This window comes from Bradyrhizobium sp. Ses1 (assembly GCF_059512365.1).
Genome location: NZ_JCAMOQ010000005.1, coordinates 102,725 through 128,997, shown reverse-complemented (window position 1 = coordinate 128,997; position 26,273 = coordinate 102,725). Strand labels below are relative to the sequence as shown.

23 protein-coding genes are annotated in these 26,273 nt (G+C 61.4%); 5 read left to right on the top strand and 18 right to left on the bottom strand.

The features are described from left to right. Positions 1-26: 26 nt before the first annotated feature. The 8 genes from AC5ZG5_RS08930 to AC5ZG5_RS08895 all read right to left on the bottom strand — a co-directional run bounded on the left by AC5ZG5_RS08930 (position 27) and on the right by AC5ZG5_RS08895 (position 8,765). A complete protein-coding gene (locus tag AC5ZG5_RS08930) occupies positions 27-725 on the bottom strand; it encodes an ABC transporter ATP-binding protein (RefSeq protein ID WP_028162765.1) in 699 nt (232 codons plus the stop codon). A gap of 8 nt (positions 726-733) precedes the next feature. Further along, entirely contained in the window at positions 734-2,014 is a 1,281-nt protein-coding gene (locus AC5ZG5_RS08925) for a lipoprotein-releasing ABC transporter permease subunit (RefSeq protein ID WP_130226894.1), read from the bottom strand. A 74-nt stretch (positions 2,015-2,088) separates the two neighbouring features. Continuing rightward, positions 2,089-3,408: a proline--tRNA ligase gene (gene proS / locus AC5ZG5_RS08920; protein ID WP_456642360.1), complete on the bottom strand. Its 1,320-nt coding sequence runs from the start codon at positions 3,406-3,408 to the stop codon at positions 2,089-2,091. Between the two features lie 210 nt (positions 3,409-3,618). Beyond that, positions 3,619-4,146, bottom strand: a complete 528-nt coding sequence (locus AC5ZG5_RS08915; protein ID WP_456642359.1) for a copper chaperone PCu(A)C — start codon at positions 4,144-4,146, stop codon at positions 3,619-3,621. Positions 4,147-4,177: 31 nt separating this feature from the next. After that, on the bottom strand, positions 4,178-4,681 hold the full coding sequence (locus tag AC5ZG5_RS08910; protein ID WP_028162769.1) for a TlpA family protein disulfide reductase: 504 nt from the start codon (positions 4,679-4,681) through the stop codon (positions 4,178-4,180). Next, entirely contained in the window at positions 4,678-5,868 is a 1,191-nt protein-coding gene (locus AC5ZG5_RS08905) for a sialidase family protein (RefSeq protein WP_456642382.1), read from the bottom strand. The genes AC5ZG5_RS08910 and AC5ZG5_RS08905 overlap by 4 nt, the downstream gene beginning before the upstream one ends. A gap of 47 nt (positions 5,869-5,915) precedes the next feature. Further along, the gene (locus tag AC5ZG5_RS08900) at positions 5,916-8,309 is read right to left on the bottom strand and encodes a TonB-dependent receptor family protein (RefSeq protein ID WP_456642358.1); all 2,394 of its coding nucleotides are present in this window, start codon (positions 8,307-8,309) and stop codon (positions 5,916-5,918) included. An 87-nt stretch (positions 8,310-8,396) separates the two neighbouring features. Then, the gene (locus AC5ZG5_RS08895) at positions 8,397-8,765 is read right to left on the bottom strand and encodes a DUF2946 domain-containing protein (protein ID WP_456642357.1); all 369 of its coding nucleotides are present in this window, start codon (positions 8,763-8,765) and stop codon (positions 8,397-8,399) included. Between the two features lie 447 nt (positions 8,766-9,212). Between AC5ZG5_RS08895 and AC5ZG5_RS08890 the strand changes: the two genes are divergently transcribed. From AC5ZG5_RS08890 to AC5ZG5_RS08875, 4 genes are all read left to right on the top strand, one after another. Beyond that, entirely contained in the window at positions 9,213-9,626 is a 414-nt protein-coding gene (locus AC5ZG5_RS08890; protein ID WP_456642381.1) for a globin, read from the top strand. A gap of 210 nt (positions 9,627-9,836) precedes the next feature. Continuing rightward, entirely contained in the window at positions 9,837-10,859 is a 1,023-nt protein-coding gene (locus tag AC5ZG5_RS08885; RefSeq protein WP_456642356.1) for a sugar ABC transporter substrate-binding protein, read from the top strand. A 9-nt stretch (positions 10,860-10,868) separates the two neighbouring features. Then, positions 10,869-12,371 (top strand): sugar ABC transporter ATP-binding protein, encoded by a 1,503-nt coding sequence (locus AC5ZG5_RS08880; RefSeq protein WP_456642355.1) that lies wholly within the window; start codon positions 10,869-10,871, stop codon positions 12,369-12,371. An 11-nt stretch (positions 12,372-12,382) separates the two neighbouring features. Continuing rightward, the gene (locus AC5ZG5_RS08875) at positions 12,383-13,417 is read left to right on the top strand and encodes an ABC transporter permease (protein WP_456642354.1); all 1,035 of its coding nucleotides are present in this window, start codon (positions 12,383-12,385) and stop codon (positions 13,415-13,417) included. A gap of 8 nt (positions 13,418-13,425) precedes the next feature. Here the strand turns inward: AC5ZG5_RS08875 and AC5ZG5_RS08870 are convergent, their stop codons facing one another. From AC5ZG5_RS08870 to AC5ZG5_RS08860, 3 genes are all read right to left on the bottom strand, one after another. Then, a complete protein-coding gene (locus AC5ZG5_RS08870) occupies positions 13,426-14,388 on the bottom strand; it encodes a GntR family transcriptional regulator (protein ID WP_207231051.1) in 963 nt (320 codons plus the stop codon). Positions 14,389-14,511: 123 nt separating this feature from the next. Continuing rightward, complete coding sequence (locus AC5ZG5_RS08865) at positions 14,512-15,537, bottom strand: alpha/beta fold hydrolase (protein WP_456642353.1); 1,026 nt, start codon at positions 15,535-15,537, stop codon at positions 14,512-14,514. 17 nt (positions 15,538-15,554) lie between these two features. Next, on the bottom strand, positions 15,555-16,379 hold the full coding sequence (locus AC5ZG5_RS08860) for a phytanoyl-CoA dioxygenase family protein (RefSeq protein WP_028162779.1): 825 nt from the start codon (positions 16,377-16,379) through the stop codon (positions 15,555-15,557). Between the two features lie 178 nt (positions 16,380-16,557). Between AC5ZG5_RS08860 and AC5ZG5_RS08855 the strand changes: the two genes are divergently transcribed. Beyond that, positions 16,558-17,796 carry an ABC transporter substrate-binding protein gene (locus AC5ZG5_RS08855; protein ID WP_456642352.1) on the top strand — a complete coding sequence of 413 codons (1,239 nt, stop codon included), beginning with the start codon at positions 16,558-16,560 and terminating at the stop codon, positions 17,794-17,796. A gap of 114 nt (positions 17,797-17,910) precedes the next feature. Here the strand turns inward: AC5ZG5_RS08855 and AC5ZG5_RS08850 are convergent, their stop codons facing one another. The 7 genes from AC5ZG5_RS08850 to mce form a co-directional block, all read right to left on the bottom strand. Continuing rightward, the gene (locus AC5ZG5_RS08850; RefSeq protein ID WP_456642351.1) at positions 17,911-19,713 is read right to left on the bottom strand and encodes an NAD(P)/FAD-dependent oxidoreductase; all 1,803 of its coding nucleotides are present in this window, start codon (positions 19,711-19,713) and stop codon (positions 17,911-17,913) included. Positions 19,714-19,800: 87 nt separating this feature from the next. Beyond that, positions 19,801-20,877, bottom strand: a complete 1,077-nt coding sequence (locus AC5ZG5_RS08845) for a 2,3-butanediol dehydrogenase (RefSeq protein WP_456642350.1) — start codon at positions 20,875-20,877, stop codon at positions 19,801-19,803. A 148-nt stretch (positions 20,878-21,025) separates the two neighbouring features. Beyond that, positions 21,026-22,087, bottom strand: coding sequence for a hypothetical protein (locus AC5ZG5_RS08840; RefSeq protein WP_456642349.1), 1,062 nt, complete (start codon positions 22,085-22,087; stop codon positions 21,026-21,028). 142 nt (positions 22,088-22,229) lie between these two features. Then, positions 22,230-23,018 carry an SDR family NAD(P)-dependent oxidoreductase gene (locus AC5ZG5_RS08835; protein ID WP_456642348.1) on the bottom strand — a complete coding sequence of 263 codons (789 nt, stop codon included), beginning with the start codon at positions 23,016-23,018 and terminating at the stop codon, positions 22,230-22,232. Positions 23,019-23,295: 277 nt separating this feature from the next. Beyond that, the gene (locus AC5ZG5_RS08830; protein ID WP_456642347.1) at positions 23,296-25,191 is read right to left on the bottom strand and encodes a sigma-54-dependent Fis family transcriptional regulator; all 1,896 of its coding nucleotides are present in this window, start codon (positions 25,189-25,191) and stop codon (positions 23,296-23,298) included. Between the two features lie 261 nt (positions 25,192-25,452). Then, positions 25,453-25,728, bottom strand: a complete 276-nt coding sequence (locus AC5ZG5_RS08825; RefSeq protein ID WP_028162786.1) for a DUF1467 family protein — start codon at positions 25,726-25,728, stop codon at positions 25,453-25,455. A 106-nt stretch (positions 25,729-25,834) separates the two neighbouring features. Further along, positions 25,835-26,239 (bottom strand): methylmalonyl-CoA epimerase, encoded by a 405-nt coding sequence (mce, locus tag AC5ZG5_RS08820; protein WP_028162787.1) that lies wholly within the window; start codon positions 26,237-26,239, stop codon positions 25,835-25,837. Positions 26,240-26,273 lie beyond the last annotated feature (34 nt).

Here is a 26,273-nt window from a genome sequence, read left to right as displayed (position 1 = left end):
GCGTTTGTCGCGAGGAAAAACGTGCTCTAATCAAGCTCGACCACCTGCCCGTTCGCCAGCGACACGCGGCGGTCCATCCGGGCGGCAAGGTCCATGTTGTGGGTCGCGATCAGCATCGCAACCCGCGTCGCCTTCACCAGTTGCATCAGCGCGTTGAAGACGTGGTCAGCAGTCTGCGGATCAAGGTTGCCGGTCGGCTCGTCGGCCAGCAGCGCCCGTGGCGCGTTCGCAACTGCGCGCGCAATCGCGACCCGCTGCTGCTCACCGCCGGAAAGCTCGGCTGGCCGATGCTTGATACGGTCGCCGAGGCCAAGATAGGACAATATCTCGGTCGAGCGTTTCACGGTCTCGGAGCGTTTGAGGCCGCGGATCATTTGCGGCAGCATCACGTTCTCCAGCGCGGAGAATTCCGGCAACAGCCGGTGCGACTGGTAGACGAAGCCGATATCGGTGCGGCGAATCTGGGTCCGGTCGATATCCGACATTTGCGAGGTCGGCGTGCCCCCGACATAGACTTCGCCGTCGTCGGGAGTCTCGAGCAGACCCGCGATGTGCAGGAGCGTCGATTTGCCCGAGCCGGACGGCGCCACCAGCGCCACGGACTGTCCCGGCCACAGCGCGAGCTTGGCGCCGTCGAGAATCGTCAGCGTCGCCTCACCCTGCCGGTACTGGCGCTTGATGTCGTGGAGATAGATGACCGGCACATCTTGCGCCCCCTCCGCCATCTCAGCCCTCATTCGTAGCGCAGTGCTTCGACGGGATCGAGCCGCGCGGCCCGCCACGACGGATAAAGCGTCGCCAGGAACGACAGCGTCAGCGCCATGATGACGACGGCCGTGGTTTCGCCGAAATCGATCTCGGCCGGCAGCTTCGACAGGAAGTAGAGCGTCGGGTCGAACAATTCGGTGCTGGTGAGCCAGGACAGGAATTGCCGGATCGATTCGATGTTCATGCAGATCAGCATGCCCACGAGGAAGCCGACGATGGTGCCCACGACACCGATCGAGGCGCCCGTGATCAGGAAGATGCGCATGATCGATCCTTGCGAGGCGCCCATCGTGCGCAGGATCGCGATATCCTGCCCCTTGTCCTTTACCAGCATGATAAGGCCGGAGACGATGTTGAGCGCCGCGACCAATACGATCATGGTCAGGATCAGGAACATCACGTTGCGCTCGACCTGCAGCGCGTTGAAGAAGGTCGAGTTGCGCTGCCGCCAGTCGACCAGGAACACTGGCCGTCCCGCGGCTTCCGTCACGGTCTTGCGAAATGTGTCGATGCGATCGGGATTGGTGGTGAATATCTCGATCGCGGTGACGTCGTTGTTGCGGTTGAAATAGGCCTGCGATTCCGCAAGCGGCATGAACACGAAACCCGAGTCATATTCGGACATGCCGATCTCGAACACCGCCGCGATCTTGTAAGGCTTGATACGCGGCGTCGTCCCCATCGGCGTCACCGCACCGCGCGGGGCCACCAGGGTGATGCTGTCGCCAGCATGCAGCGATAGTTGATCGGCCAGGCGGCGGCCGATCGCGACCCCCTGCGCTTCGTCGAAATTCTCGAGGCTGCCCTGCTTGATGTTCTTCGCGATCGAGAACAGGTTGTTCAGATCTTCCGCCCGCATGCCGCGCACGAGCACGCCGGAGGCATTGAAGGCGGAGGACGCCAGCGCCTGGCCGTCCACCACCGGCGCCGCAAGCCGGACGCCCTGCACCTGGCTGATGCGCTCGGCGACATCCTTCCAGTCGGTGAGTGGCGATTCCAGCGGCTGGACCAGGAGATGGCCATTGAGGCCGAGGATCTTGTCGAGCAATTCCTTGCGGAAACCGTTCATCACGGCCATCACCACGATCAGCGTGGCGACGCCGAGCATGATGCCGAGAAACGAAAAGCCGGCAATGACGGAAATGAAACCCTCCCTGCGACGCGCCCGCAGGTAACGTCCGGACAGCAGCCATTCGAAGGGCGCAAAAGGCGGGGTACGGACTTTTTCGGTCATGGCCTCATCCATGTGTCGATAATCCCATGATTCGGGGCCAAATGTGGCCAGACTGGCCAACCGCACGCGGGTGCGGTGGATAAACGCTATCCCGCGATCTTCACAAGCGCGTCGTCGAGCGTGAGGTTTTCGCGCGTGCCGTCGCTGCGCCGCTTGATCTCGACCTTGCCTTCGGCCAGGCCTTTCGGGCCGACCAGGACCTGCCAGGGGATGCCGATCAGGTCGGCGGCGGCGAATTTCGCGCCGGCGCGCTGGTCAGTGTCGTCATAGAGCACGTCGACGCCCTTGGCCTTCAAATCCGCGTAGAGCTTTTCGCAGGCCGCATCAACGGCGGCATCGCCCTGCTTCAGGTTCAGGAGTGCCGCCTTGAACGGCGCAACCGCCTCCGGCCATTTGATGCCGGCATCATCGTGGCAAGCCTCGATAATGGCGCCGACCAACCGCGAGACCCCGACGCCATAGGAGCCGCCGTGGATCGGCACCTCCGCGCCGTCGGGCCCCGCAACCAGCGCCTTCATGGTGTCGGAATATTTGGTGCCGAAATAGAAGATCTGGCCGACCTCGATGCCGCGGGTGTTGACCCGCTTCTCCGCCGGCACCTCACTCTCGAAGCGCGCAGCATCATGGACGTCCTCGGTCGCGGCATAGACCGAGGTCCATTGCTTGATGATGTCAGTGAGATCGCCGTCGTAGTCCACGTCATCGGGCGGAATCGGCAAATCGAGCACGTCGCGATTGCAGAACACGCCGGACTCGCCGGTCTCCGCCAGCACGATGAATTCGTGGCTCAAGTCGCCGCCGATCGGCCCGGTCTCGGCGCGCATCGGGATCGCCTTCAGCCCCATTCGCGCGAACGTGCGCAGGTAAGCCACGAACATCTTGTTGTAGGCGCGCCGCGCACCGGCCTCGTCGAGGTCGAAGGAATAGGCATCCTTCATCAGGAACTCGCGGCCGCGCATCACACCGAAGCGCGGCCGCTGCTCGTCACGGAACTTCCACTGGATGTGGTAGAGATTGAGCGGCAGGCTCTTGTACGACTTCACGTAGGCACGGAAGATTTCCGTGATCATTTCCTCGTTGGTCGGCCCGTAAAGCAGCTCGCGCTTGTGGCGGTCGGTGATGCGCAGCATTTCCGGGCCGTAGGCGTCGTAGCGGCCGCTCTCGCGCCAGAGGTCGGCGAGCTGCAGGGTCGGCATCATCAGTTCCAGCGCGCCGGCGCGGTCCTGCTCCTCGCGCACGATCTGCTCGATCTTCTGCAGGACCTTGAAGCCGAGCGGCAGCCAGGCATAGATGCCCGCGGCCTCCTGCCGGATCATGCCGGCGCGCAGCATCAGACGATGCGAGACGATCTCCGCCTCTTTCGGGTTTTCTTTCAGGATAGGCAGGAAAAACCGCGACAATCGCATGGGCGCACTCAGGAATCAGTTGAGGAGGCAAGAGAAACGCAGTGAAACCGGATCGGGTGCGAAAACACAAGGCCGGCAATTGCGAAAAAGCCGCCAAATAAGCCGATTTGCGGGCGTTGCGCCGATTTGTAATGAGATCGCCGGGGGTGGGTAAAGCGAACCTTACCAGCCGTTCACACTAAATCTGGCCCACCCCACGGCTCCATTGCCTCACTTGCTGCCGGAATGATCGTGCGACTTCTTCATTTCCATGTGGCCGCCCTGATCGCCGCCCGGCGCCTGTGCGCCGACGGCCTGCACATCGAGCGACAGCGTCACCTTGCCCGCCTTCTCGAATTCGAGCGTGACCGGCACCTTGTCGCCCTGCTTCAGCGGCTGCTTCAGGTCGAACATCATCAGATGATAGCCGCCGGGCGCGAGCTTCACGGTCTTGCCGGGCTCGATCGCGAGGCCCTTGTCCAGCGGCCGCATCTTCATCACGCCGTTCTCCGTCGCCATCTCGTGCACCTCGAGCTTGCCGGCGATGTCGCCGGAGGCCCCCACCAGCCGGTCCGGTGACGAGCCCTTGTTCTCGATCGTGAGATAGCCGCCAGCGACCTTCGCGCCGCTCGGCGTCGCCCGGCTCCAGGCCTGGCTGATGACGAGATCGCCGGCCTTGATGTCTTCGGCCTGCGCCGGGGCACCGAACAAGACGGCCAGCAGAGGAGCGAGCGTGATGATGGAAGAGAGTTTCTTCATGTTGTTCTATCCCGTATTCCAGATTGACTTGTTATCTTGATCCCGTCGTCGCGGCCTGTCCTTGTGCCCATTTGTCGAGCTCCGGCATCTCGGCCGCTCCCTCGATGGTGGTGACTGCGCCGCCGCGCGCGATCAGCATCGTGCGCGGAATATCGCCCTGCCAGGCCGGATCGATTTCAAATCGCAGCCGATCGGCAAAGCCATCGCTGAACATCCAGTTCTCGGCCGCGGAGAGCCCGGCTTTCTGCAGCATCGATTGCGTCGCCTCCGGGAGGTTGGGCACCAGGTCCGCACTGATCGTGACCACATCGATTCCAGGATGGTCCTTCATGAACTTGCCGAGCTGGGGCAACTCGACCTTGCACGGACCACAGGTCACGCCCCAGAAATGAACCAGGGTCGGACGACCGGCGTGTGAACGCAGAATTTGCTGCCAGCTTCCGCGTTCGAATGACTTGAGCTCGGCGTCATCCGCGGTTGCTGCGGCGGAAAGCGTCCCCAACAGAAATGCTGCGGCAAGCAGTTCGCGTTTCATGGCTGTCTCTCGATTGGTTGGAAACGATATCCATCGGCCTTCGTCATCCAGGAGAGATAGACTCTCCGGCTGTCCGAGACGAGCAGCGGATGGTCGGAATTGTCGGTCGTGCTGGCGATCACCCCGGATGTCGACCAGGTCGCTCCATCATCCTGTGATTTCATCAGCTTCACCTCGGTCTTCTCGCCGTCGAACTCCTTCCAGACCATCACAAGCCCTTCCGGTCCGGCGATGACCTGCGGCCGCGACGGGCTTCGGCTGGGCTCGCCGACCGGCAGCGGATTCGAGAAGGTTTTTCCGCCGTCGGTCGAGCGCGCATAGAACAGCCCCTTACGCGCCTTGCCGTTCGTGTACCAGGCGACATGATAGGTTCCATTCGGCGAGATTGACAGGCTCGGTCCGTGGTGCGGACAAGCCGCGATCTGCCAGTCATCCCGGCTAACGCGGTGAACCTCGCCCGGCGAGGCCGAACCTGAGAAGGTGACGACGGCATGATCGCGGACACCGCCTTCAAAGATGTTCCTGAATACGATGACCGGGCGGCCGCTACCATCCAGGGCCAGGCCGAGGCGACAACATTCGCAGGTGTTGTCGGCGACGAGCTGCGCCTCGGAGTAAGTCGAACCGCCGTCCTTCGATGTCGCGAAGAACAGGCCCGCGCCATCGTAGGGCTTGCCGTTCTGCCGCGCCGGCACGCGGTTGCGCTTGTCGAGCCAGGCCGCGAACACGGTGCCGTCAGGCTCCAAGGCAATGGCCTCGAAGCGCTGGCTCTCGTTATCAGCGGTGATCGGGCGCAACGGAGCAAAGCTCTTGCCGCCATCGCTCGATTGTGTCGCGAGCACCTGACCGTTGAAGGCCTTGTCCCTGAAGATCGAGAACGCCAGCACAATCCGTCCCTTGCCATCGATGGCGATCTTCGGACGAGCGTCCGGCCCCCAATCCAGATTTAAGCTCTCGCGCGTGACCTGTACCGGCGAGGAAAAGGTCTTTCCGTCGTCCTTCGAACTTGCAACGGAGATCTGGCCGCCGGCCATCCACACCAGCCAAAGCGTGCCGTCGGCACCGAACGCGGGCGTGACCTTGCTTGCACAGCGCAGGACCGTCTCCTCGCACGCGGCTTCCGATGCGTGCTGATGGTTCATCTGCGCGAATGCACCGCCGTGCCAAAGCGTGAAGACGGCCGCCATGGCGGCAGCGCCAAGGATGGCTCTGAGGTCCCTCATGACAACGCACCTCATTTGAACGCCAGTTTCATGCCGGCCACAAACGTTCTTGGCGCTCCGGCATAGATCGAGCCGGTGGTGTTGGCCAGCACGCTCGCGGGGTTTTGAATGCCCGCCGCCGTTACCGTGTCACCAATGTTGTTGGCGGAAGCCACGTATGTGCGGTCAAAGACGTTCCGCACCTCGAGGTAGAAGTTGACCGCCTTGAAGTAGTCCGAGACCAGGTCGGTGCCATAGTGGACATTGAGGTTGACCAGCTCATAGCCGGGCGCCTTCAGGAGATTGGCGTTGTCCATGTAGAAGGAGTCCTTCCACTGCACTTCCACGAACGCGCCGAGCCCCCGCAGCGGCCCAGACAACTGGTCGTAGGAAAGCCGTGCGGTCAACTCGTTCGGCGAGATGCCGGGGATCTTGTTGCCCGCGCGGTTGAAGCCGAACACCGCACCATTGGTGATGTTCTCGATGTACTCCGTGTAGATCTCATCGAGATAGGTGTAGGCTGCCGTCAGCCGCCAGCCCGAATAGAAACGCCAGTCGACGGCAAGCTCCACGCCGCGATGCTCGGATCGCGGTGCATTGAACGTATAGCTCGCATTGGGTGCTCCGACCGGCGTTGCCTGCGTCACCAGTTCGTCCTTGAAGAACTCATAGAAACCGGTGGCGCTCAGCCTGAGCGCGCTGTTCGGTGTCCAGTCGAAGCCCAGATCATAGCCGAGATTCTTCTGCGCTTGCAGCCCTGTATTGTTGCCGTTCTGGCCGTTCGGCAGCACGAAGAGATTGCTGACCTGCGGCGTCCCGTAGCCGGTCGCCACCCTGCCGCGGAATTGCCACTCGCTGTTCAGCCTGTAGAGAAGCGCAAGCTCCGGCGCGGTGTTCTGGAATTGCCGATCAGCGGTCGTCACCATCGTCGTCGTGATCGGTATCGGCCCCGTATAAGTGTACGCCGTGTTCCTTCCCTTGAGGTTGGTCGTTTCCCAGCCAATGCCCGCAATCGCCGTGAGCTGCGGGTTGAGCTTGAGTTCCTGGCGCGCGCGAACGCCGTAGTTGGATGTATCGCTATAGAGATTGCTGGATAGCGCGCCGAGCGTGGCATTGCCGCCCGGCGCGACATTGCGCGTGTCGCTGGAGGCGACGAGCGTGTTGTACCAACCCCCGAAATAGGTGGTCGATTCCATGCCAAGGATCTCGCCGCGCCGCGTGACGTCGCTCATATAATTGTAGGACGGGAAGTCGCCGATCGCGCTGGTCGCCCCGGTGGGCTGGTTGATGTTGCGGTCGTCGAACACGAACTGGTTGCGCCAGGTGGTCTGGTTGTCGAAATCGTGCTCCCAGCGGCCGCCGACGATGGTGCGGCGATCGTTGCGACCGAGGCCTGCCTGCAGCGCAGTCTCCCTGTCGATTCCTGCCGCTGCGTTGAAGCCATTGTTGAACAGCGGCACCGTTGCGCAGCCAAGCGCGGCCGTGGCTCCGGTGACGCAGCCCCGCTGGAACGGGTTTTGGTCATATTGATTCAACGACAGCCGGATCGGCAGCCGCGCGCTCAAGTCGTTGTTGATGAACTTGACGGTGAAGCGGTCATCGGGCGTGGCCTGCAGCGTGCCGAGGAAATTCACCGTCTGGGTGTTGAACCAGCTATTGGTGATGTAACCGTCGCCGCGCGCATCGCTCGCAAACAGCGAGCCCTCGAAATTGCCGACCTTCTTGCCCGCAGCCAGATAGTTGTTCAGGTAACCGAAGCTGCCGCCGTCGACGCCGTATTCGACACCGTCGATCGTACCGCCCGGCCGCGTCCGGAAATTCAGCGCGCCGCCGGTTGCGTAGTTGCCGTAGAGCGCCGAGGACGGTCCACGGATCACGTCGATCGCGCCATAGGCGTGCGGATCGATCAGGTCGCTGCGCGACAGTCCGTCCGGCTGGGTGACCGGAAAGCCGTCCTCAAAGATGACGAGGTTGCGAATCCCGAAGCCGTTGCGGGCATTCGATCCGCGGATCGAAATGCCGACGTCGCGCGGCCCGTTGCCCTGCTTGATCGAGATGCCGGGGCTCTCTCGCAGCACGTCTCCGACCGAAAACGCCGGCCGATTGTCGAACTGACTGCGGTCGACGGTAGTTTGAGTTTGGCCACTGGGAGCCTGGTTCAGCCCGTCGCGCAGAACCGTGGGCGTGACGTCGCGCTGCACCACGACGGTCGGGATGGCGGTGGTCCTTGGCGGCGTCACCCGCGGCCGAGCGGCGAGCGTGCGTCCCGCCGGCTTCGGTTTCGCCGGCTTGGCGCGGGCTTCTCGGGGAGCCTCCACGTTGACCGGCGGCAAGGCGGTTTGCGCCGTAGCCGGTGATGGATCGGTGGCGAGCATGGCACCGAGCACCATTGTGCCGGCACCGCTCAGGAAAGCGAGGCGTAACATTGAGAAATTCCTGACACCGGCTCTGCGGCCGGCTTGATGGACGACGTCAACCGGCGCAGCGAAGGCCTAACCGGCAGCGAACGGCAGTCAGGAAATCGATGGTGGGGCGCGCGCCTGCGCCTGGGAGCGTGCCCGGACATCCGCCAGACGGGAGACGAAATCGAGCCATGCCACCTGTTCGGGCGACCGCTCGACAACGCCGGCGGTCATCTCGGGTGGATCGACCGGAGTGCCGGTCTGCAGCACATTACAGATCGAGCAGCAGCCGTCGCGGACGTGCGGCCCGCCAGGGTCGGTTTCGCCGGAACCGGCGCTGTTGTCATGGCAGATGATGGCGGCGGCCAGCGGGTCGGAGGCGGCGATTCCGGCCGCCCAACAGGCCGCGATCGGCGCAAAGATTTGCACCATCAGCGCAATCAGGAAAACGGGCAGAAAATTCTTCAGCCGCCGGCGCATCGCAAAACCCATCCGATGGCGGAACTAATCACTGCGTCCGGCCGGAGTCGAGAGCGGAAACGCCGCCTTTTTGTCCCGGCACAAGGAATAGTCGGGTTCGGATCGGCAGCCCCATACCCCTACTTTCGTACCCCGTGACGGGTCTTAAACGCGGATTTACAACCGATAGTGGCGAAATCCCAATCATTTCGCAAATTGCTCGAATTTTGAACAATCGTTGCTGAAATTGATGACAAAACAAAAAAGATGGTCTACCAATTCAGGCTCAGGCCAGCCACAGGGCGGACGGTCTGGTGGTCCAAGTCTCGGGAGGAGCCCGGCGCGCAGAAGCAGCGTCACCCCATCAATCAAGATCAAATCCGAATTTTTGGGGAAATAGGGTCGACACAATTCCTCGAGCAGGGCTAGGAGCCCTGCTCTTTTTTCTTTGGGCCATCGCGATCGCTGATCATGTCATCGGCAAATCCGATCGAGCGCAGCTTCGAACTTGCGGCGGCGCGCTGCGATGATCTGACACCGCTGATCTATCGTCGCTTGTTCGAAGCGCATCCCGAAACCGTCGCAATGTTTCGCACCGAAGGCAGTGAGCTCGTCAAAGGCGCGATGCTGGCGCTGACGATCGAAGCGATTCTCGATTTCGCCGGCGAGCGGCGCGGCAACTTCCGGATGATCGAATGCGAGGTCGCCTCGCACGATGCTTACGGCACGCCCCGAGATTTATTCGTCGCGTTCTTCGCCGTGATCGCGGGCACGCTCCAGGAAATTCTTGGTGTGGAGTGGACAGCCGAGATCGATGCTGCGTGGCAAAAACTGCTGCGCGACATCGAAACGATCGTGATGCCGGATGTCGCTAAAGCATGATCCGGAAAAGTGGGTACCGGTTTTCCGAACAGATCATGCTCAAACAAAGAGCTAAAGCGGGACGACGATTCGAAGAAGCGTCGTCTCGCTTTAGCAGCCGCGGAATCGGAACCGTTGGCATGAACGCTCCGATTGTGACAGACTTTCCCTGATCCGCGGCGCGCGCAACAGACGCCGACGGCGCCAAGAACAGACATCAGGGAGCGTGCGATGCCAGGGAAGGACACATCTTCAAGGACCAGGCGCGATCTTCTTCAGACGGCGGCAGCCGGCGGCGCAGCAGCCGCGCTGCTCGGCGGGATTGGCGTGAGCCCCGCGCTCGCGGCGGAAGTGGGACGTTCCGAGAAACCGCTGAAGGCTGCATTCTCCAACGCCGGCCTGCAGGCCACCTGGTGCGCGCAAGGCAAACAGGCGGCCGAATATTGGGGCAAGCTCTTCAACGTCGAGGTCACATGGTTCGACGGCCAGCTCGATGCGGTCAAGCAGCGCGCCGCGATCGACAATATGGCGTCGCAAAAATGGGACTTCGTCGCCATCCAGGCGTTCGGCATCGGCACGCTGACCCAGCCGGTGCAGAAGATGATTGACGCCGGCATTCCCGTCATCGACATGGATACGCTGATCGCTCCGCTCGATCAGATCAACGTCCATTCCTTCCTCGCCCCGGACAATGAATTCATGGGGTCCTCGGTGACGCAGGCGCTCGTCAACGCCATCGGCGGCAAGGGCAAGATCATCATGACGCAAGGCGCACTCGGCCATACCGGCGCGCAGGGCCGCGCCAAGGGCTTCAACGCAGTCGTGAAGCAGTATCCGAACATCGAGGTGCTCGACACCCAGCCGGCCGATTGGGATGTCTCCAAGACCGCGCGTCTGTGGGAGACCTATCTCACCAAATACCCGCAGATCGACGCCGCCTTCTTCCACAATGACGACATGGCGCTCGCCGCCTACAACATCATGAAGGCGCGCAACCGCACCAACATCCTGATCGGCGGGGTCGACGCCATGCCACCGGCGATCCAGGCGGTGAGCGAAGGCCGCATGTTCGCGACCGTCCGTAATCCATCGTGCCGCATCCACGGCGGCGCCATCATCGCGGGCGTCGCCGCGGTGACCGCGGGCGAGAAGAGCGGACAGGGCATTCCAAAGAGCGTGGTGACCGACGGTCCGGTGGTAACCAAAGCCAATGCCGCTGGCATGCAATGGATGGAGGATCATTATCTGATCTGAGCCGCCCGCATGCCACAGGGACGCTCACCGATCCTCGAATTGAAGGAGATCACGAAGGCTTTCGGCGGTGTCGAAGCGCTTCGTGGGGTCGACTTCGCGCTTTACGCCGGCGAGATCCACGGTCTCGTCGGCGAAAACGGCGCGGGAAAGAGCACGCTGATGAAAATCATCGCCGGCGTGCATCCGGAATTCTCCGGCCGCTTCGTACTCGACGGACGCCAGACCCGTTTCCGCAGGGCGAGCGATGCCCATGCGGCCGGTGTCGCCATGGTGCATCAGGAACTCAGCGTCGCGCCCGATCTTTCCGTTGCCGAGAACGTCTTTCTCGGGGCGCAGCCGACCAACCGTTTCGGTATCGTTCAGTGGCGGAGGATGGCGCGCGAGGCGGGCGAGCAGCTTGCGCGCTTCGGCATCGACGTCGATCCGATGACGCGGCTGGGCGATCTGCCGATCGGCCTGCAGCAACTGATCGAGATCGCGCGTGTGCTGTTCTCCGGCGCCCGCATCGTCATCCTGGACGAGCCAACCTCGGCGCTCTCCCCGCCCGAGGTCGAGCGGTTGTTCGCGACTTTGCGACGGCTGCGCGACGAGGGCACCGGCATCGTCTTCATCTCCCATTTCATCGAGGACATCCTGCGCATTTCCGACACCGTGACGGTGTTCCGCAATGGGCGGAAGGTCCACGAAACCGAAGCCGCCGCGGCCAGCAAGGCCGCACTGATCGAAGCGATGATCGGCAAGGGCCGCGAGGCGCTGGAAGAGACCTATGCGCATGACATCACGCTGCCGCCGCGCGGTGACCGTCCAGTGGTCTTGAAAGCCGACGCACTGTCGCTCGCCCGCAGCGTCCAGGACGTCTCGTTCGACGTGCGCGCCGGCGAAGTGCTCGGCATCTACGGCTTCATGGGATGCGGCCAGTTGGAATTGGCGCGCGTCCTGTTTGGCAAGATCAAGCCCGACAGCGGCACGGTGGTCATCGACGACAACCGCACAGCCTTCCGCAGCACGGCCGCGGCCCGGCGCGCCGGAATCGCCTTTGTCCCCGAGAGCCGACGCGCGATGCTGTTTCACCAGGAGCCGGTGTACAAGAACATCTCGATCAGCGTGCTCGACCGTATATCTGCACTTCTGCTCAAGCCGTCGCGCGAGCGCTCGATTGCCGCCCGGCAGGTCGAGCAATTGCAGATCCGCCCGGCGGCGGTTGAGCTCGACCTCGGGATGCTCTCGGGCGGCAATCAGCAGAAGGTGGCGCTGGCAAAGTGGCTGAGCTATCCGCCGCGGGTGCTGGTGCTGTGTGAGCCGACCCGCGGCATGGATGTCGGCGCCAAGAACGATGTCATCAACATCGTCCGCGAGCTCAGCGCCAAAGGGCTCGCCGTCATCGTGCTCTCGACCGAACCGGAGACGGTGTTGTCGCTTGCCGATCGCATCATCGTCATGAAACGCGGCGTGGTGGTGCGCGAATTTGCGGGTGAGGTGGTCAGCAAGGACCGCCTGCTCGAGGCGGCCTGACGGAGAACAGCATGGCAAGCAGCGAAGGGGTGACTGCAACGGTGCATCGCGGCGGACAGCGCAGCGCGACTGCGATCCTGCGCTCGCAGATGCGCAACATCGCGCCGTTCCTGACACTGATCTGCCTGAGCGGGTTCTTCGCAATCGCGAGCCCCTCCTTCGCGACCCTCGACAATCTCGGCAACATCCTGACGCAAGTCTCCGTCACCGGCATCATCGCCGTCGGCCTGACCTTCGTGATCCTGTGCGCCGAGATCGATCTCTCGATCGCCGCCATCGCCAACGTCACCGGGATTGCCGTTGCCTATTTCACGCTGCAGGAATCCTATGTGAACATCGCCAATGTACCGTTGCCGGGCTGGGCGGCGATCATGCTGTCATTGGCGCTCTGCGCACTGCTCGGCCTCGTCAATGCCCTGGGGCTGACCGTGATCGGCATCCCCTCCTTCATCATGACGCTGGCGATGATGCAGATCGCGGCCGGCATCTCGGCGCTGCTGGTGCGCGGCCAGATCGCCTACAAGGTGCCCGACCTGGTCGCGACGCTCGGATCCGGATCCATCGGCGGCATTCCATGGATCGTGATCGTCGCGGCGGTGATGCTGCTCGCCGGCCACCTGGTGCTCACCTACACCCGCATCGGCCGCTACGTCTACATGGTCGGCGGCAATCGCGAAGCGGCGGAATATTCCGGGCTCAACGTCAAGCTGATCCTGGGCAGCGTGATGGTGATCTCAGCAGTCTGCTCCGGCATCGCCGGCATGCTCGGCGTCGCGCATTTCGGCAGCGCGCAGCAGAACGAATTCGACACCTACCTGCTCGATTCGATCGCCGCTGTGGTGGTCGGCGGCACCAGCCTGTTCGGCGGCCGCGGCGGCATCGGCAACACCATTGTCGGCCTGTTCGTGCTGGGCGTGCTCAACAACGGCCTCGACCACGTCAATATCGACAGCTTCCTGAAAATCCTGATCCGCGGCCTGATCCTGCTCGCCGCGCTCGTCATCAATGTCTACGCGCAGCGGCTGCGAGCACGGACGGCGGAATAGTGTGCGGATCAGCTCGAACCCGTATCCTTGAACGGAGACAGATAAGGCGGCAGCGGCGACCGGTCCGCCTTCGAAAAAATCTCGAAACGCTCGAGCCAGCGTGTTGCTGCGGAGCCCAGATGCTCGCGCAACAATCTGGCGGCCTTGCTGACATTGTCGCGACGGAGCTGCTCGACGATCGCGAGATGCTCCTCCAGGGCATCGTGCATGGTCCCCTGCGGAACGCTCAGGCTGGAGTCGAGCAGATAAAGGCTCGGCACAAAGAGGATATGCGTTCTCTGCAGCGCCTTGACGATCTCGCGGTTGGGACAATGGTCCAGCAGATTGATGTGGAGGTCAGTTTCGAGTTGCCCGACTGGTCCGATTTCGACCGGACCGTTTGATATCGCACGCCGCAGGTCCGCATGCATGCGTCCGAGTTCCGCAGCTGGCGCCAGCGGCGCGGCGCGCATCAGCGCCTCCGGCTCGAGGATCGCACGCATCTCGAACAGTTCGCGGATCTTGTCCGACGACACATGCGGCGCAATCCAATGGCCGAGCCCGTCCTTTCCGACCATCCCCACGCTGTGCATGCGGGCAAGGACATCGCGGGCGACGGTGCGGCTGACATTGAAGAAGTCAGCTAACGCCGCTTCGGTAATCCTGAGCGATCCGAACAGCACGCGAATCCAGAGTTCCTGCTCGACCTTCTTGTAAACCCGTTCCCATTGCGGCAACGGAGCGATCCGCGATTCGCCAAGCGAGGCGATCTGCCCGACATGCTCAGCCTTCGGACGGCCGGCGACCTGGTAACCCCGCCCCTCCAATGGATGGACGATCTTCGCCTCGCACAGCGCCCGCAACGCATGTCTGGCGGGTGAACGGCTGATGCCGAATGCTTTGGCGACCTGCACTTCCAGCAATTTCTCACCGGGCCGAATCCGCCCCTGCTCGATCATGTCCTTGAGCAACAGAAATGCATCCCGTTGCATCGACGTCTTCTCGAATGCTTCGGCAGTAGCGGCGGCTTGCGGTGACGCTTTCATGTTCCCAACGTCTGGTTGCAGACTTCGCCGGAACTTAACCGGCGAACAGCGCTTCGCGAAGATATACCTTCATCGCAGGAAGGCAGCTATCCGCCGGTTCAGCTCGGAGGCGGCGGCTGGATCGGTTGCACTGGCAACCTGGTGGCCGGAATCCGACATCACCTCCACCAATTCGCAATCGGCGATGTGCTGCGCCGCCCAGCGGCCGGCTTCCGTCGGATTGTAGAGGTCCAGCGGCGGGATCGCGATCAGCGTCCGCGCCCGGATCGATCGCAGCGCGGCGATCGTATCTCCCCGAAAGCCTGGCGTATCACCGACATCATGGCCGTCATACGCGAACGACTGATAGATCCAATCGAGCGGATCGAAACCCTGCTCCAGCCAGAGCCGCGTACGATCTAACAACCAGCGCCTGATCTCATCAGGACCGCTGAACTGCCTGTCAATATGCTGCGGCGTCCGCGCGCCGAGAAGCTGCATGACCGCGCTCCAGCTTTCCCAGCGGTTCGGAAGCTGGTCCGGACATGTATTCGGGTCCGCCGCATGGCTTTGCAGGGCAAGCCGCGCGGCATGGTTGACGGCGCCCGACCAGGCGGTCGTCTTCGCCATCGGCGTCATGGCCACGACCTGCCGCACAATATCGGGATAGGAAACCGCCCATTGCAGCGCCTGCATCCCGCCCATCGAGGCGCCGATCACGAGATCGACGGTTTCGATGCCGAGATGCTGCATCAGCAGCTTCTGGCTGTTCACCATGTCGCGGATGGTGAAGCGGGGGAAGTTCAGCCGCGGCTGCCTGCGCGACAGTGACGGTGAGCTGCTCAGGCCGTTGCCGATTGCATCGATCGCGAAGATCCTGGCCCGGCCGGGATCGAGCGCCCGGCCCTCCCCGATCAGGAAATCAAGCCGGTGGTGGCTGCTTCCGATGGCGCAGAGGGCGACGATGACCGGAAGCGAACGATCATCGATGTCGCCATGGACGGCATAGGACAGCTCGAAGTCCTCGATCGCTTCACCGCTCTCCAATACAAGGCGCGGCAGGCTTAGCCGTCTGTGCGGTGCATCGATCCAGCCGGGCTGCACGGGTGGGTGCATGGGGTCTTTCAGTGCCTCTATGCCGGGACCTTCACGCCCTTATAGAGGATCTTCACTGAACGTTCGTGCTGCTTGCGATGAAACTCGACCGCCACCGGGTCCATGTCGCGGCTTGGAATCGGTTCGTGCTCGAAGGTCCGGTAAGTATCGACGCCACGCACCAGCGAGGCGCTGTCTTCCCCTTCGAGCTGCCGCACCGACGTCGGCATGTAGCGGATCGCAAAGCCGATGCGGCGACGCTTCGACGGATTGGGCGCCGAGCCGTGGATCAGGCGCACATGGTGCAACGACATTTCGCCCGGCTCGAGTTCGAGCATGACCGCCATTTTCGGATCGACCTCTACCGCAACCTCCTGTCCGCGCGTCAGCATGTTGTTTTTGGAGAACGTATCGCGATGCGGGATCTGATCCTGCAGATGCGTGCCGGGCACGACTTCCAGGGCGCCGTTCGCTTTGTTGCTCTCCGACAGCGCAACCCACGCGGTGACGACATCCGGGCTCGACAGGCCCCAATAGGTGGAGTCCTGGTGCCATGACACGAATGACGGGTCCTCCGCTTCCTTGATGAAGAAACTGCTCGCCCAACACAGGATATTCTCGCCGTAGAGATCCTCGATCGCATCGACGATCCGCTCTTCGCGGATCAAGTCGTTCAGCCAGGTGAACAATAGATGGCTCCGTCCGCGCAGCGACCCGCTGAGCGGACCGCCGATGGTTCGCTCGAACGCCTCAAGCTTCGCGCGGATCGAAGCCGCTTGCTCGGTCGATATCGCGCGGATGGGAGCGACATATCCATCTTTCCAAAAGCCTTCGATTTGCGCAGGCGACAACACCTTCGGCATTTCCTTCTCCCCTTGTTCTTCCCTACCCTCTTATGATGTACATTGCATTCAATGTACATTGATGGCAGGATATCGCGTCAAGTTCGGACCGGTCAACCCTCCAGCATGACGGTCCGGCCGGACCGATCCAATGAGGCCGCGCGAAGAAAGCGGCCCGCGCAAGCTAGGGAGAGTTGGAATGTCATTGAGCCATACCGTCCGGCGGGTGTTTTTCGCGGCCGTCGCTGTGCTTGCCGCAACCAGCACGGCCTCGGCGCAGAAGAAATATGACGTCGGCGCCACCGATACCGAGATCAAGATTGGCAACATCATGCCCTATAGCGGGCCGCTGTCCGCCTATGGCGTCATCGGCGAGACCGAAGCGGCCTACTTCAGGATGATCAACGAACAGGGCGGCATCAACGGCCGCAAGATCAACTTCATCTCATATGACGACGCCTACTCACCGCCGAAGACGGTCGAGCAGGCCCGCAAGCTGGTCGAAAGCGATGAAGTGCTCCTGATTTTCCATGCATTGGGAACGCCGACCAACAGCGCCATCCACAAATACATGAACACGAAAAAAGTGCCGCATCTCTTCGTCTCCAGCGGCGCCACCAAGTGGAACGACCCGAAGCACTTCCCCTGGACCACGGGCTGGCAGCCGAACTACCAGAGCGAAGCCCGCATCTTCGCGAAATACGTTCTCAAGGAGGAGCCCGACGCCAGGATCGGCGTATTCTTCCAGAATGACGATTCCGGCGTCGACTTCATGAAAGGCTTCAGGGACGGGCTGGGCGACAAGGCTCGCTCGATGATTGTCGCCGAGGAGAGCTATGAGACCTCGGAGCCGACGATCGACTCGCACATCGTGAAGATGAAGTCAGCCAATGTCGACGTCATCGTCAACTTCGCGACTCCCAAGTTTGCAGCGCAAGCCATCAAGAAGATCGCGGAAATCGGCTGGAAGCCCATGCACGTCATGACCAGCGTCTCGATTTCGGTCGCGAGCGTGATGAAACCGGCCGGCCTGGAGAACGGCCAGGGCATCGTATCCGCCACCTATCTGAAGGATGCGACCGACGCCCAGTGGAAGGACGATCCCGGCATCCGCCGTTTCGACCAGTTTCTGGTGAAGTATTATCCGAGGGGAAATCGGGCCGACGTGCTGGTGCTGACGGGATATTCAGCCGCCCAATCGCTGGTCCATGTCCTGAAAGCCTGCGGCGACAACCTGACGCGCGAGAACGTCATGAAGCAGGCCGCTTCGCTGAAGGACGTCGAGCTTGACGGGCTGCTGCCGGGCATCAAGATGAACACGAGCGCCAACGATTTCGGCCCGATCCAGGACCTGCAGCTCATTCGCTTCAACGGCGAAAGCTGGGAGCGCTTCGGCGACGTCATATCCGGACGCCGCTCCGCGAGCGAGACGAACTAGTCTAGCGCTCGGGCGCCCCCTCTCCCTGTAAGAACGGAGAGAGGGAGGAAGAAACCCGGGCTCGCTTCGCGTGCGGCGACAGAAATCGCCGCACGCCACCCGCGCAAATGAACCTCAGGAAAGATGATGGACTTCCTGCAGGCCGTAAACCGGCGTCGCAAGTCCCTCCTTTCGGGCCTTTAGCTGCAACGAAAGATACTGCGAGTAGTGGCGCGACTGGTGCAGATTGCCGCCGTGGAACCACAGACCTTCCTGTTGCGTCGGTTTCCACATGTTGCGCTGTTCGCCTTCCCACGGACCAGGGTCCTTGGTCGTGTTGGAGCCAAGTCCCCAGCATTTGCCGACCTTGTCGGCCACGTCCTTGGAGATCAGGTCCGCAGCCCAACCATTCATCGAGCCGTAGCCGGTGGCGTAAACGATCAGATCCGCATCCAGCTCGCGGCCATCATCCAACAGGATGGAATGCTCCTTGAGCTCGCGAACGTTCACGCCGCTCACCAGCTTGATCCTTCCATCGGCAACGAGATCGCAGGCTCCGACATCTATGTAATATCCCGAGCCGCGGCGCAGATATTTCATGAACAGGCCGGACTCGTCGTCGCCGAAATCCAGCATGAAACCTGCCTTTTCCAAGCGCTTGTAGAACGCTGCATCCTTCTTGCGAATGGCGTTGTAAATCGGGATCTGGAATTCGTGCATGATGCGATAGGGGAGCGAGGCGAAAATCAGATCCGCCTTGCGGGTCGTCATGCCTGAGGCGACGGCACGCTCGGAATAGAGATCGCCAAGGCCGATTTCCATCAGCGAGTCCGATTTCACGATGTGGGTCGACGAGCGCTGCAACATCGTGACATCGGCCCCGGCTTCCCAGAGCGCCGCGCAGATATCGTGCGCGGAGTTGTTGGATCCGACGACAACCACCTTCTTTCCCTTGTAGGCGTCCGGTCCCGGATGTTGCGACGAATGCTGCTGCTCGCCCTTGAAAACATCCTGCCCCCTGAACTTCGGGATGTTTGCCTTGCCCGACATCCCGGTCGCCAACACGAGCTGTTTCGGTTTCAGCACGATCTCCTTGCCGCCACGCTCGACGACGACCGTCCACTCCTTTGCCTTCTCGTCGTACTTGGCGGATTTGCACGTCGTGGAACTCCAGTAGTTCAGCTCCATGACCTTCGTGTACATTTCCAGCCAATCGCCGATCTTGTCCTTGGGCGCGAACACCGGCCAGTTCTCCGGGAACGGGATGTAGGGCAAGTGGTCGTACCAGACCGGATCGTGCAGGCAGAGCGACTTGTAGCGCTTGCGCCAGCTATCGCCCGGCCGCTCGTTCTTCTCGACGATAATGGTCGGCACGCCGAGCTGCCGCAATCGTGCGCCAAGGGCGATGCCGCCCTGACCGCCGCCGACAATAACGACGTAGGGTTGCGTCTTGACGCCGAGCTCGGCGATCTCCTGTTCGCGCTTTTCCTTCCAGGTCTTGCGAGCAGGATCGCTGCCGTGCTCGGCCCCCATGGGCCGCATCGACCCTTTCGGCTCCTCGTGGCCTTTCAGCTCCGTCATGGTTGTGAGCAGCGTCCATATCAGTCCGTTCTTCAGCCGGATATGGCCGTAGCCGCGCGCCACTTCGGTTTCGAACTCAAACCAACCATCCGCGACGCCGTCGGCCTCGCTCGCGGGATTGCTTGCGTCCTGACGAAAATGGCGGGGTTTGATGCCGGCGAGCTGCGCCGTCAACATCTCGCGAACCTGGCCCTGACCTTCCATGGTGCGCAGGTTCCAGGTGAAGGCCACGAGATCGCGCCAGTAGCAATCGGCCTGAAACAGATTCACCGCAACATCGATCTTGCCGCCGGCGAGCGCGTCCTCCAGCTTACCGAGGGCAGCCTCCACCTTGGTGTGAGGGCTATTGTCCAGCATAGTCGTCTCCTCTCTCTTGTATTTTGGTAACATCAGTCAACGCGGGCGCTCGCCATGCATGGCGAGCGCCCGCGCCTTTCGCAGAAGCTATTTCGTCAGATCGATCAGGATTTTCAGATGCTGACCGGCGGGATCGAGCAGCACGTCGAAGCCTCCTCCGACCGCCTGATCCAGCGTGATCTTCTTGGTCACCACCTTCTTCGCCGGCAGCAGACCGGTGCTGATCAGCCTGATGACACGCGGCCAGTAATGCGTGGGATAGGCCCACGATCCGCGTATATCGATGTCCTTGAACGTGACCTGGAACCAGTCGAGCGGATTTTCGTGGGGATGAAGACCGGTCTGCACCACGACCCCCTGCTTCCGCAGCGCGTCCGTGCAGGCCTTGAGAGCCTGCTCGTTACCGACGCATTCGATCGCGACGTCGCAGCCGACATTCCCTTCGCTCAGCGAGCGGACCACATCGCCGGGATTGTCGCGCTTCGGATTGATGGTGACGACGTCAGGCAAGATGGACTTGGCGAATTTCAATCGCGCGTCGTTGATGTCTGAAACGAAAAGCTGAGCAGCACCCGCCGCCCGGGCAGCCAGCAGCGTCAGTATCCCGATTGGGCCTGCGCCGGTGACCAGCACGCTGTTGCCTGCCGTCACGCCACCGCGGTCGCAGGCGTAGACGGCCACCGCTGTCGGCTCGACAAGCGCGGCTTCCTCATCAGTCATCTCGTCTGGAATCTTCTCAACATTGTATTCGTTGAGCAGGGCATATTCCGCCATTCCGCCAGACACCCAACTCAACCCCGCCAATGCAAGTTGCGGGCTGAGATGGAAGAGACCGCGGTCGGCGAAATAGTCGCCGGCGCGTGGCATGATCAACGGCTGAACCGATACGCGGTCGCCCGGCTTCACCGATGTAACCCCCCTCCCGACCGCTTCGACCACGCCGCCGAATTCGTGACCGAGAACCTGCGGCCCGCTGACACCTGTAAACGGATGCGGTTCGACGGGGATGAAGATCGGCCCGTAGGCATACTCGTGCAGGTCGGTGCCGCAGATGCCGACGAAGCGGTTCCGGATCAGGACCTGACCCGCGGCTGGCGTTTCCGCCGGTATTGGAATCGTATCGAGACGCAGATCTTTGGCTGCATGAAATCGCAAGGCTTTCATTCTTTCCTCCTGTAACTATTTGCGTTTGTGGTTTGCTGCATTCGGCTTCAATGCCTGGTCCGGCTCATGCCGGGCTGGAGGTCATGGAAGGAAATTTGCCTGGACCGGCTATGATCGCGAGTTGCCCGGTTCGGCTTCTCTCTCATCCTCACGGGACATCATCCCATGAGCCTGGTGTCCTCTGTCCCTTCCAGAGATAGGGCTTGGCCAGCCCGTAACCGAACAGCATCGGAACTATGAAGGACCAGTGCGTGCCCATGTAGCCGTAGGTGAAGGCTTCGCTGATGTTGCCGAAAACCGGCCCGATCAGGTCAAACAAGAGTTTCGTCACCAGATAGGCGAGCAATAGGCAAAAGCTGGACGCCGCCAATCCACCCCACGGCATGGGAATCTGGGAGAACGGCCAGTTGTGAATGGGGATCAAAACGCCATAGGTAACCGAACAGGCGACCATGAACCACAGCAGCCAGTACTGATCGTCGGTGAAGTATCCGATGGACCAGAAATTCCCGACGCCGGGCTTAGCAGAATCCCACAGCCCCAAATAGCGGCTGACCCATAGGCAGAGCAGCACGGTCAGGAAGAGGATCGCCATCTGCGTAAACCCGCGACCCGGCTGTTTCATACCCCGCGTCCAGTATGCGAGCAGTCCCGTAGCGGCCCCCATCTGCACGAAGGGAAACCACCAGGCCGGTATCCACCGCACCACCGAACTCGTAACGAGATAGGTGCAGAATCCGATCAGAACCAGCAGAATGAAAAACTGCCGGTACGGCGGCATACCCGCCACGATCCAGTTCTCACCCGTGAACGAAAAGAACGCCAGAAAGAAGAAGATGCATCCGACGATCGGAAATATCCAATCGGCGCCAAGCCCGCTCCAGTAGATCGACTTTGCCGATAGCCAGCCCAACATCCACGAAGCTGCAACGATGACAAATCCGCGCGCGAGATTGCTCTTGATCCGATCAAACGGCCAGCCGCAACATACGATTGACAGCAGGGCCCACCACAGACTGAGCAATTGCCAGGTGACGTTATCCAGCCAGAACATCTGGCTGATCTGATCGCTGCTCCATGGTCCGATCGGCATCGCCTTCACGATCAGATTGACGATGAAACACGAAAGTATCGTGAGCCCGTAGACCAACGCCAATCCCTTGATCGACGAATTAAGTCGTAATGGCGCAACCTCGATCGCATACTGCATGTTTGTTTCCCCTCCTGGAGCCTTTCCGGCGCTGATGGAATCAAGCCGGGGTTCTGGTTTGTTTTGATGCGGTTTCTTCGCGCGAACCGCTTTTCACGTCGCTCAAAAACGCAATAGAGCGTGATGATTTTTCTTCGCGACCTCAGATAAGAACCATGCCTCCGTCGACGACGAGACTCTGGCCGGTCATGTAGTCGGATGCGGATGACGCCAGGAACCGCGAAACACCGCAGAGATCGTCCGCCGCGGATGGACGCCCGAGCAGAATCCCGGCAGAGAACGTCTCGAAGGCTTCGTTGTCGCGCGAGGTCAAACCCTCGTCCTTGAAGCCCTTGTCGATGAGCTTCCACATGTCCGTCGCCACGACACCCGGACAGATGGCATTGACGTTGATCTTCTGCGCTCCGAAAGCGCGGGCCGCCGCCTGCGTCAACGCCACGACGCCGAACTTGCTGGCCGAATAATGAGCGAGCGGTTCATAACCCTGCTTGCCCGCGATAGAGGCGGTGTTGATGATCTTGCCTCCGTGGCCCTGCGCGATCATCTGCTTGATCGCCTCCTGCATGCAGATGAGAACACCGAGACCGTTGGTATCCATAACCCTGCGCCAATCCTGCTCGGTGATGGACAGGAACGGCTTCGTCTGCGCTATGCCCGCATTGTTGAAGATCACATCCAGCTTGCGGTGCGCCCTCACCGTCGCGGCGATCATGGCCTTGACGCTGTCGCGGCTGGTGACATCGACGCGGACGGCAATCGCCTTGCCGCCTGCGGCGCGAATTCCTTCCGCGACTGTCGAAGCATTGCCTTCGTCAATGTCCGCGATCGTCAGCAGCGCCCCATCCGCCGCAAGACCGCGTGCGATGGCTTCGCCGATGCCGCGGCCGGATCCGGTCACGACAATCGCGCGCCCCTCGAGATCGAATGGCATGAAAATCCTCCCATTTGCTGTTGCACTCTTACGAATGCTTGCAAATGAAAGGAGCAATCGCCGTGCCAACGGCAAAACCCGAAGAAATCCTTCGTTTTCTGGAGCGTTTTCGAGCGAAGGGGACACCGGTTCGCGTGAAGAAAACGCGTCAAAACAAGAATCTAGAGCTTCGGTTCTGATTCAATCAGAACCGAAAATGCTCTAGCGAAACAGCGGCCGCTACTGTTGCACGGCCTGCAACAGATGCCACACCTGTTGCAGTCGCACCGCGACAGCGTCAGGTACGTTGGCTCAAACCGTATCGCTTGATTTGACGATGAACGGTGGACCGGTCGACACCCAGCCTGCGCGCGGCTTCCGAAATATTTCCGCCGCAGGCCGCAAGCATCGTTTCCAGCATCGTCTTCTGCGAATGCGGCTCTTTCGCCTTTGCGACGCCGGTCGTTCTCAGTAAAGCATCCGGAAGATCGTGAGGTTCGATGACGCCGTTCTGACAGAGCGCCGCGGCAACCGAGATGACATTGTCCAGTTCACGGATGTTGCCAGGCCAGGCGTATGTCTCAAGCACATCGAGCGCTGCCGGGGACACCACCAGCGAATCTTCCTTCGCCCGATGCCTCTCCACGATCTTGCCCAGCAGCCACGCAAAGTCGGATCGCTCCCTGAGCGGCGGCAAGAACAGCGTTGCGGCGTTCAGCCGGTAAAACAAGTCCTCACGAAAGGACCCTTCCCTCACGAGCGTTTCGATCATGCGGTGGGAGGCGGAGATCACGCGAACATCGACCGGCTTCGGACGGGTCGCACCGATCGGCATCAGCTCCTTCTCGGCGAGCACACGCAACAACCGGCTCTGCAGCGGCAGCGGCATGTCACCGATCTCGTCGAGGAACAACGTGCCGCCGTCAGCCTCTTCAATCAGACCCTTGCGGCCCTTGGCATTGGCCCCGGTGAAAGCCCCCGGAACATGGCCGAACAGTTCGCCTTCGATCAACTGCTCGGGAATCGCCGCACAATTGACGGCGACAAACCTGCCCTTGACGGCGCTGCTGTCATGGATCGCACGGGCGAGATATTCCTTGCCGGTCCCCGTTTCGCCCTGAATGAGGATCGACAACGGCTTTGCGGCAAGTTTTGCAGCCTTGACCTGAAGTGTCGCGATTTGCGGATCGCCTCGGCCGAGATCGCGCAACGAGGCGGGAATCTCGTGCCTGATGCTTGCGGGGGCGTGCACGGCGATGTTCGGTTCGATCGCATGGGCAAACAGCGCGTTGCCGTCGCGGGCAAAGACGAGGCGATCCTGCGTGCGGCGTTGTCGTGTCAGATTCGGCAAGTCGTTGATATCAATTTCAAAGAAGCGCGAAAGGGGCTGCCCGATCAGATCGTCGGGCTGGCGCCAGTCGCGGCTCACGGAACGTGCCAAGATCTTGGCGCCACCATTGGTCATCCCGATGATGCGTCCAGATCCGTCGATGGAAATGGCCGCCTCCGGATCGACGTCCAGAAATTCCGGCGATCGGGCGAAGCGCAGCACCCATTCCCGGCTTGCCTGCGCCATCAAGTTGGCCAGTTCGATACGCCGCACGGTCGCCGTGACCAGGTGCAAAGCGAGATTCTGGCTCGCCTTCTTGATGGGAGAACTCAGGAGCGAAATGTCGAGCACCGCCGCGAGCGCACCGCGAACATCGTAGATCGGCGCAGCAGTGCAGGACAGCGGCGTGTGCGTATTGTCGAAATGATCGGTCTGATGAATGCTTAGCGCATCCCCGCTTTCGATGCAGGCGCCGACGGCGCAGGTACCCGCCCGGGATTCCGACCACTCTGAGCCAAGATAGAGCCCCGCCTTGCGCAGATTATTGTCGAACAGCGGATCTCCAAGAAATTCGACCGTCACGCCCTGGCGGTCCGAGAGCAGCAACACATAGTTCTGGCCGGCGACCTGCCGAAACAGGTTCTCAAGTCCCGAGCGCGCGATCGATATCAGTACTTCCGACTGCTGACGGTGCTCACGCAACTCGGTATCGGGAACGATATAGGCTTCGCAAGCCTGTGCTGGATCGAGCCGGTGTTGGTTGATGCAGCGCAGCCAGCTCTGCACGACAATATCATCACGGTTGGTTGCCGCGCCGAGACTGACGCTTTCGATTTCGCGGATATGGTCAGAATGCGAAAACATGCGACAATCCGCGCTGCCTCCCAACGGCCACGGCCATATTTTCTCTTTTTTCCCAGGCCGGGCAAGTCTGCACGAGTTTTGTCGAATGTAAACACGCTTCTTCCAGCGGATCGGTTCGCATCAAGCGCCTGTGTCCACCGCATCGCACAGCAGCATCTCAAATAGACCGGACCGTGCCGGAAGGCCCAAGACCGAAGCGCCCATCCTTCCCATGAGGAACAGGCCGAAAAGTCAGTGGACTAGTCAAAAAAACAACGCGCGCTAGAACGGCGTTCCCATCAACTTCGACAATCTTTCGATGCTGAGATAGCCGGCGTTGTAGGCCCACATCGCAACAGCAAAAATGGCCGCCGAGATCAGCGTGGTCCAAAGCAGCTTGCGGCCCATCCGCGCCATGATCGGCGCGCCGGGATCGGTGCCTTCGACGCCCCCGCCCTCCTCGTGCTGGCTGCGCACGCCGAACGGCAGCGTCAGGAACAGCACGACCCACCATAAGACGAAGTAGATCGCGAACGCGGTTGAGATGCTGTAGGCCATACCGTAGCGTTTTCAAGCGAAGTGGATGCCGGTTCGCGTCAAGAAAACGCGTCGAGACAAAAGCTAGAGCCTGATCGGTTCTGATGCAATCAGAACCGATCAGGCGCTACTCCTGCTCAATCTCGACCAGCGCGCCGGAAAAATCCTTCGGATGGAAGAACAGCACCGGCTTGCCGTGGGCGCCGATCTTGGGCTGGCCGTCGCCGAGCACGCGCGCGCCTTCGGCGATCAGCCGGTCGCGCGCGGCGATGATGTCGGGCACGTCATAGCAGACGTGATGGATGCCGCCGTCGGCATTGCGCTCGACGAATTTTGCGATCGGCGAAGCATCGCCGAGCGGCTCGATGAACTCGATCTTGGTGTTGGGCAAGGTCACGAACACGGTGATGACACCGTGCTCCGGCAACGGCACTGCATCCGAAATCTCGGCGCCGAATGCCGCGCCGTAGATCTTGGCCGCCTTCTTGGCGTCCTTGACCGCTATCGCGACGTGGTTGAGCCGGCCCAGCATGTTGTCTCTCCCTCGCAGATACGCTTATTCTTGT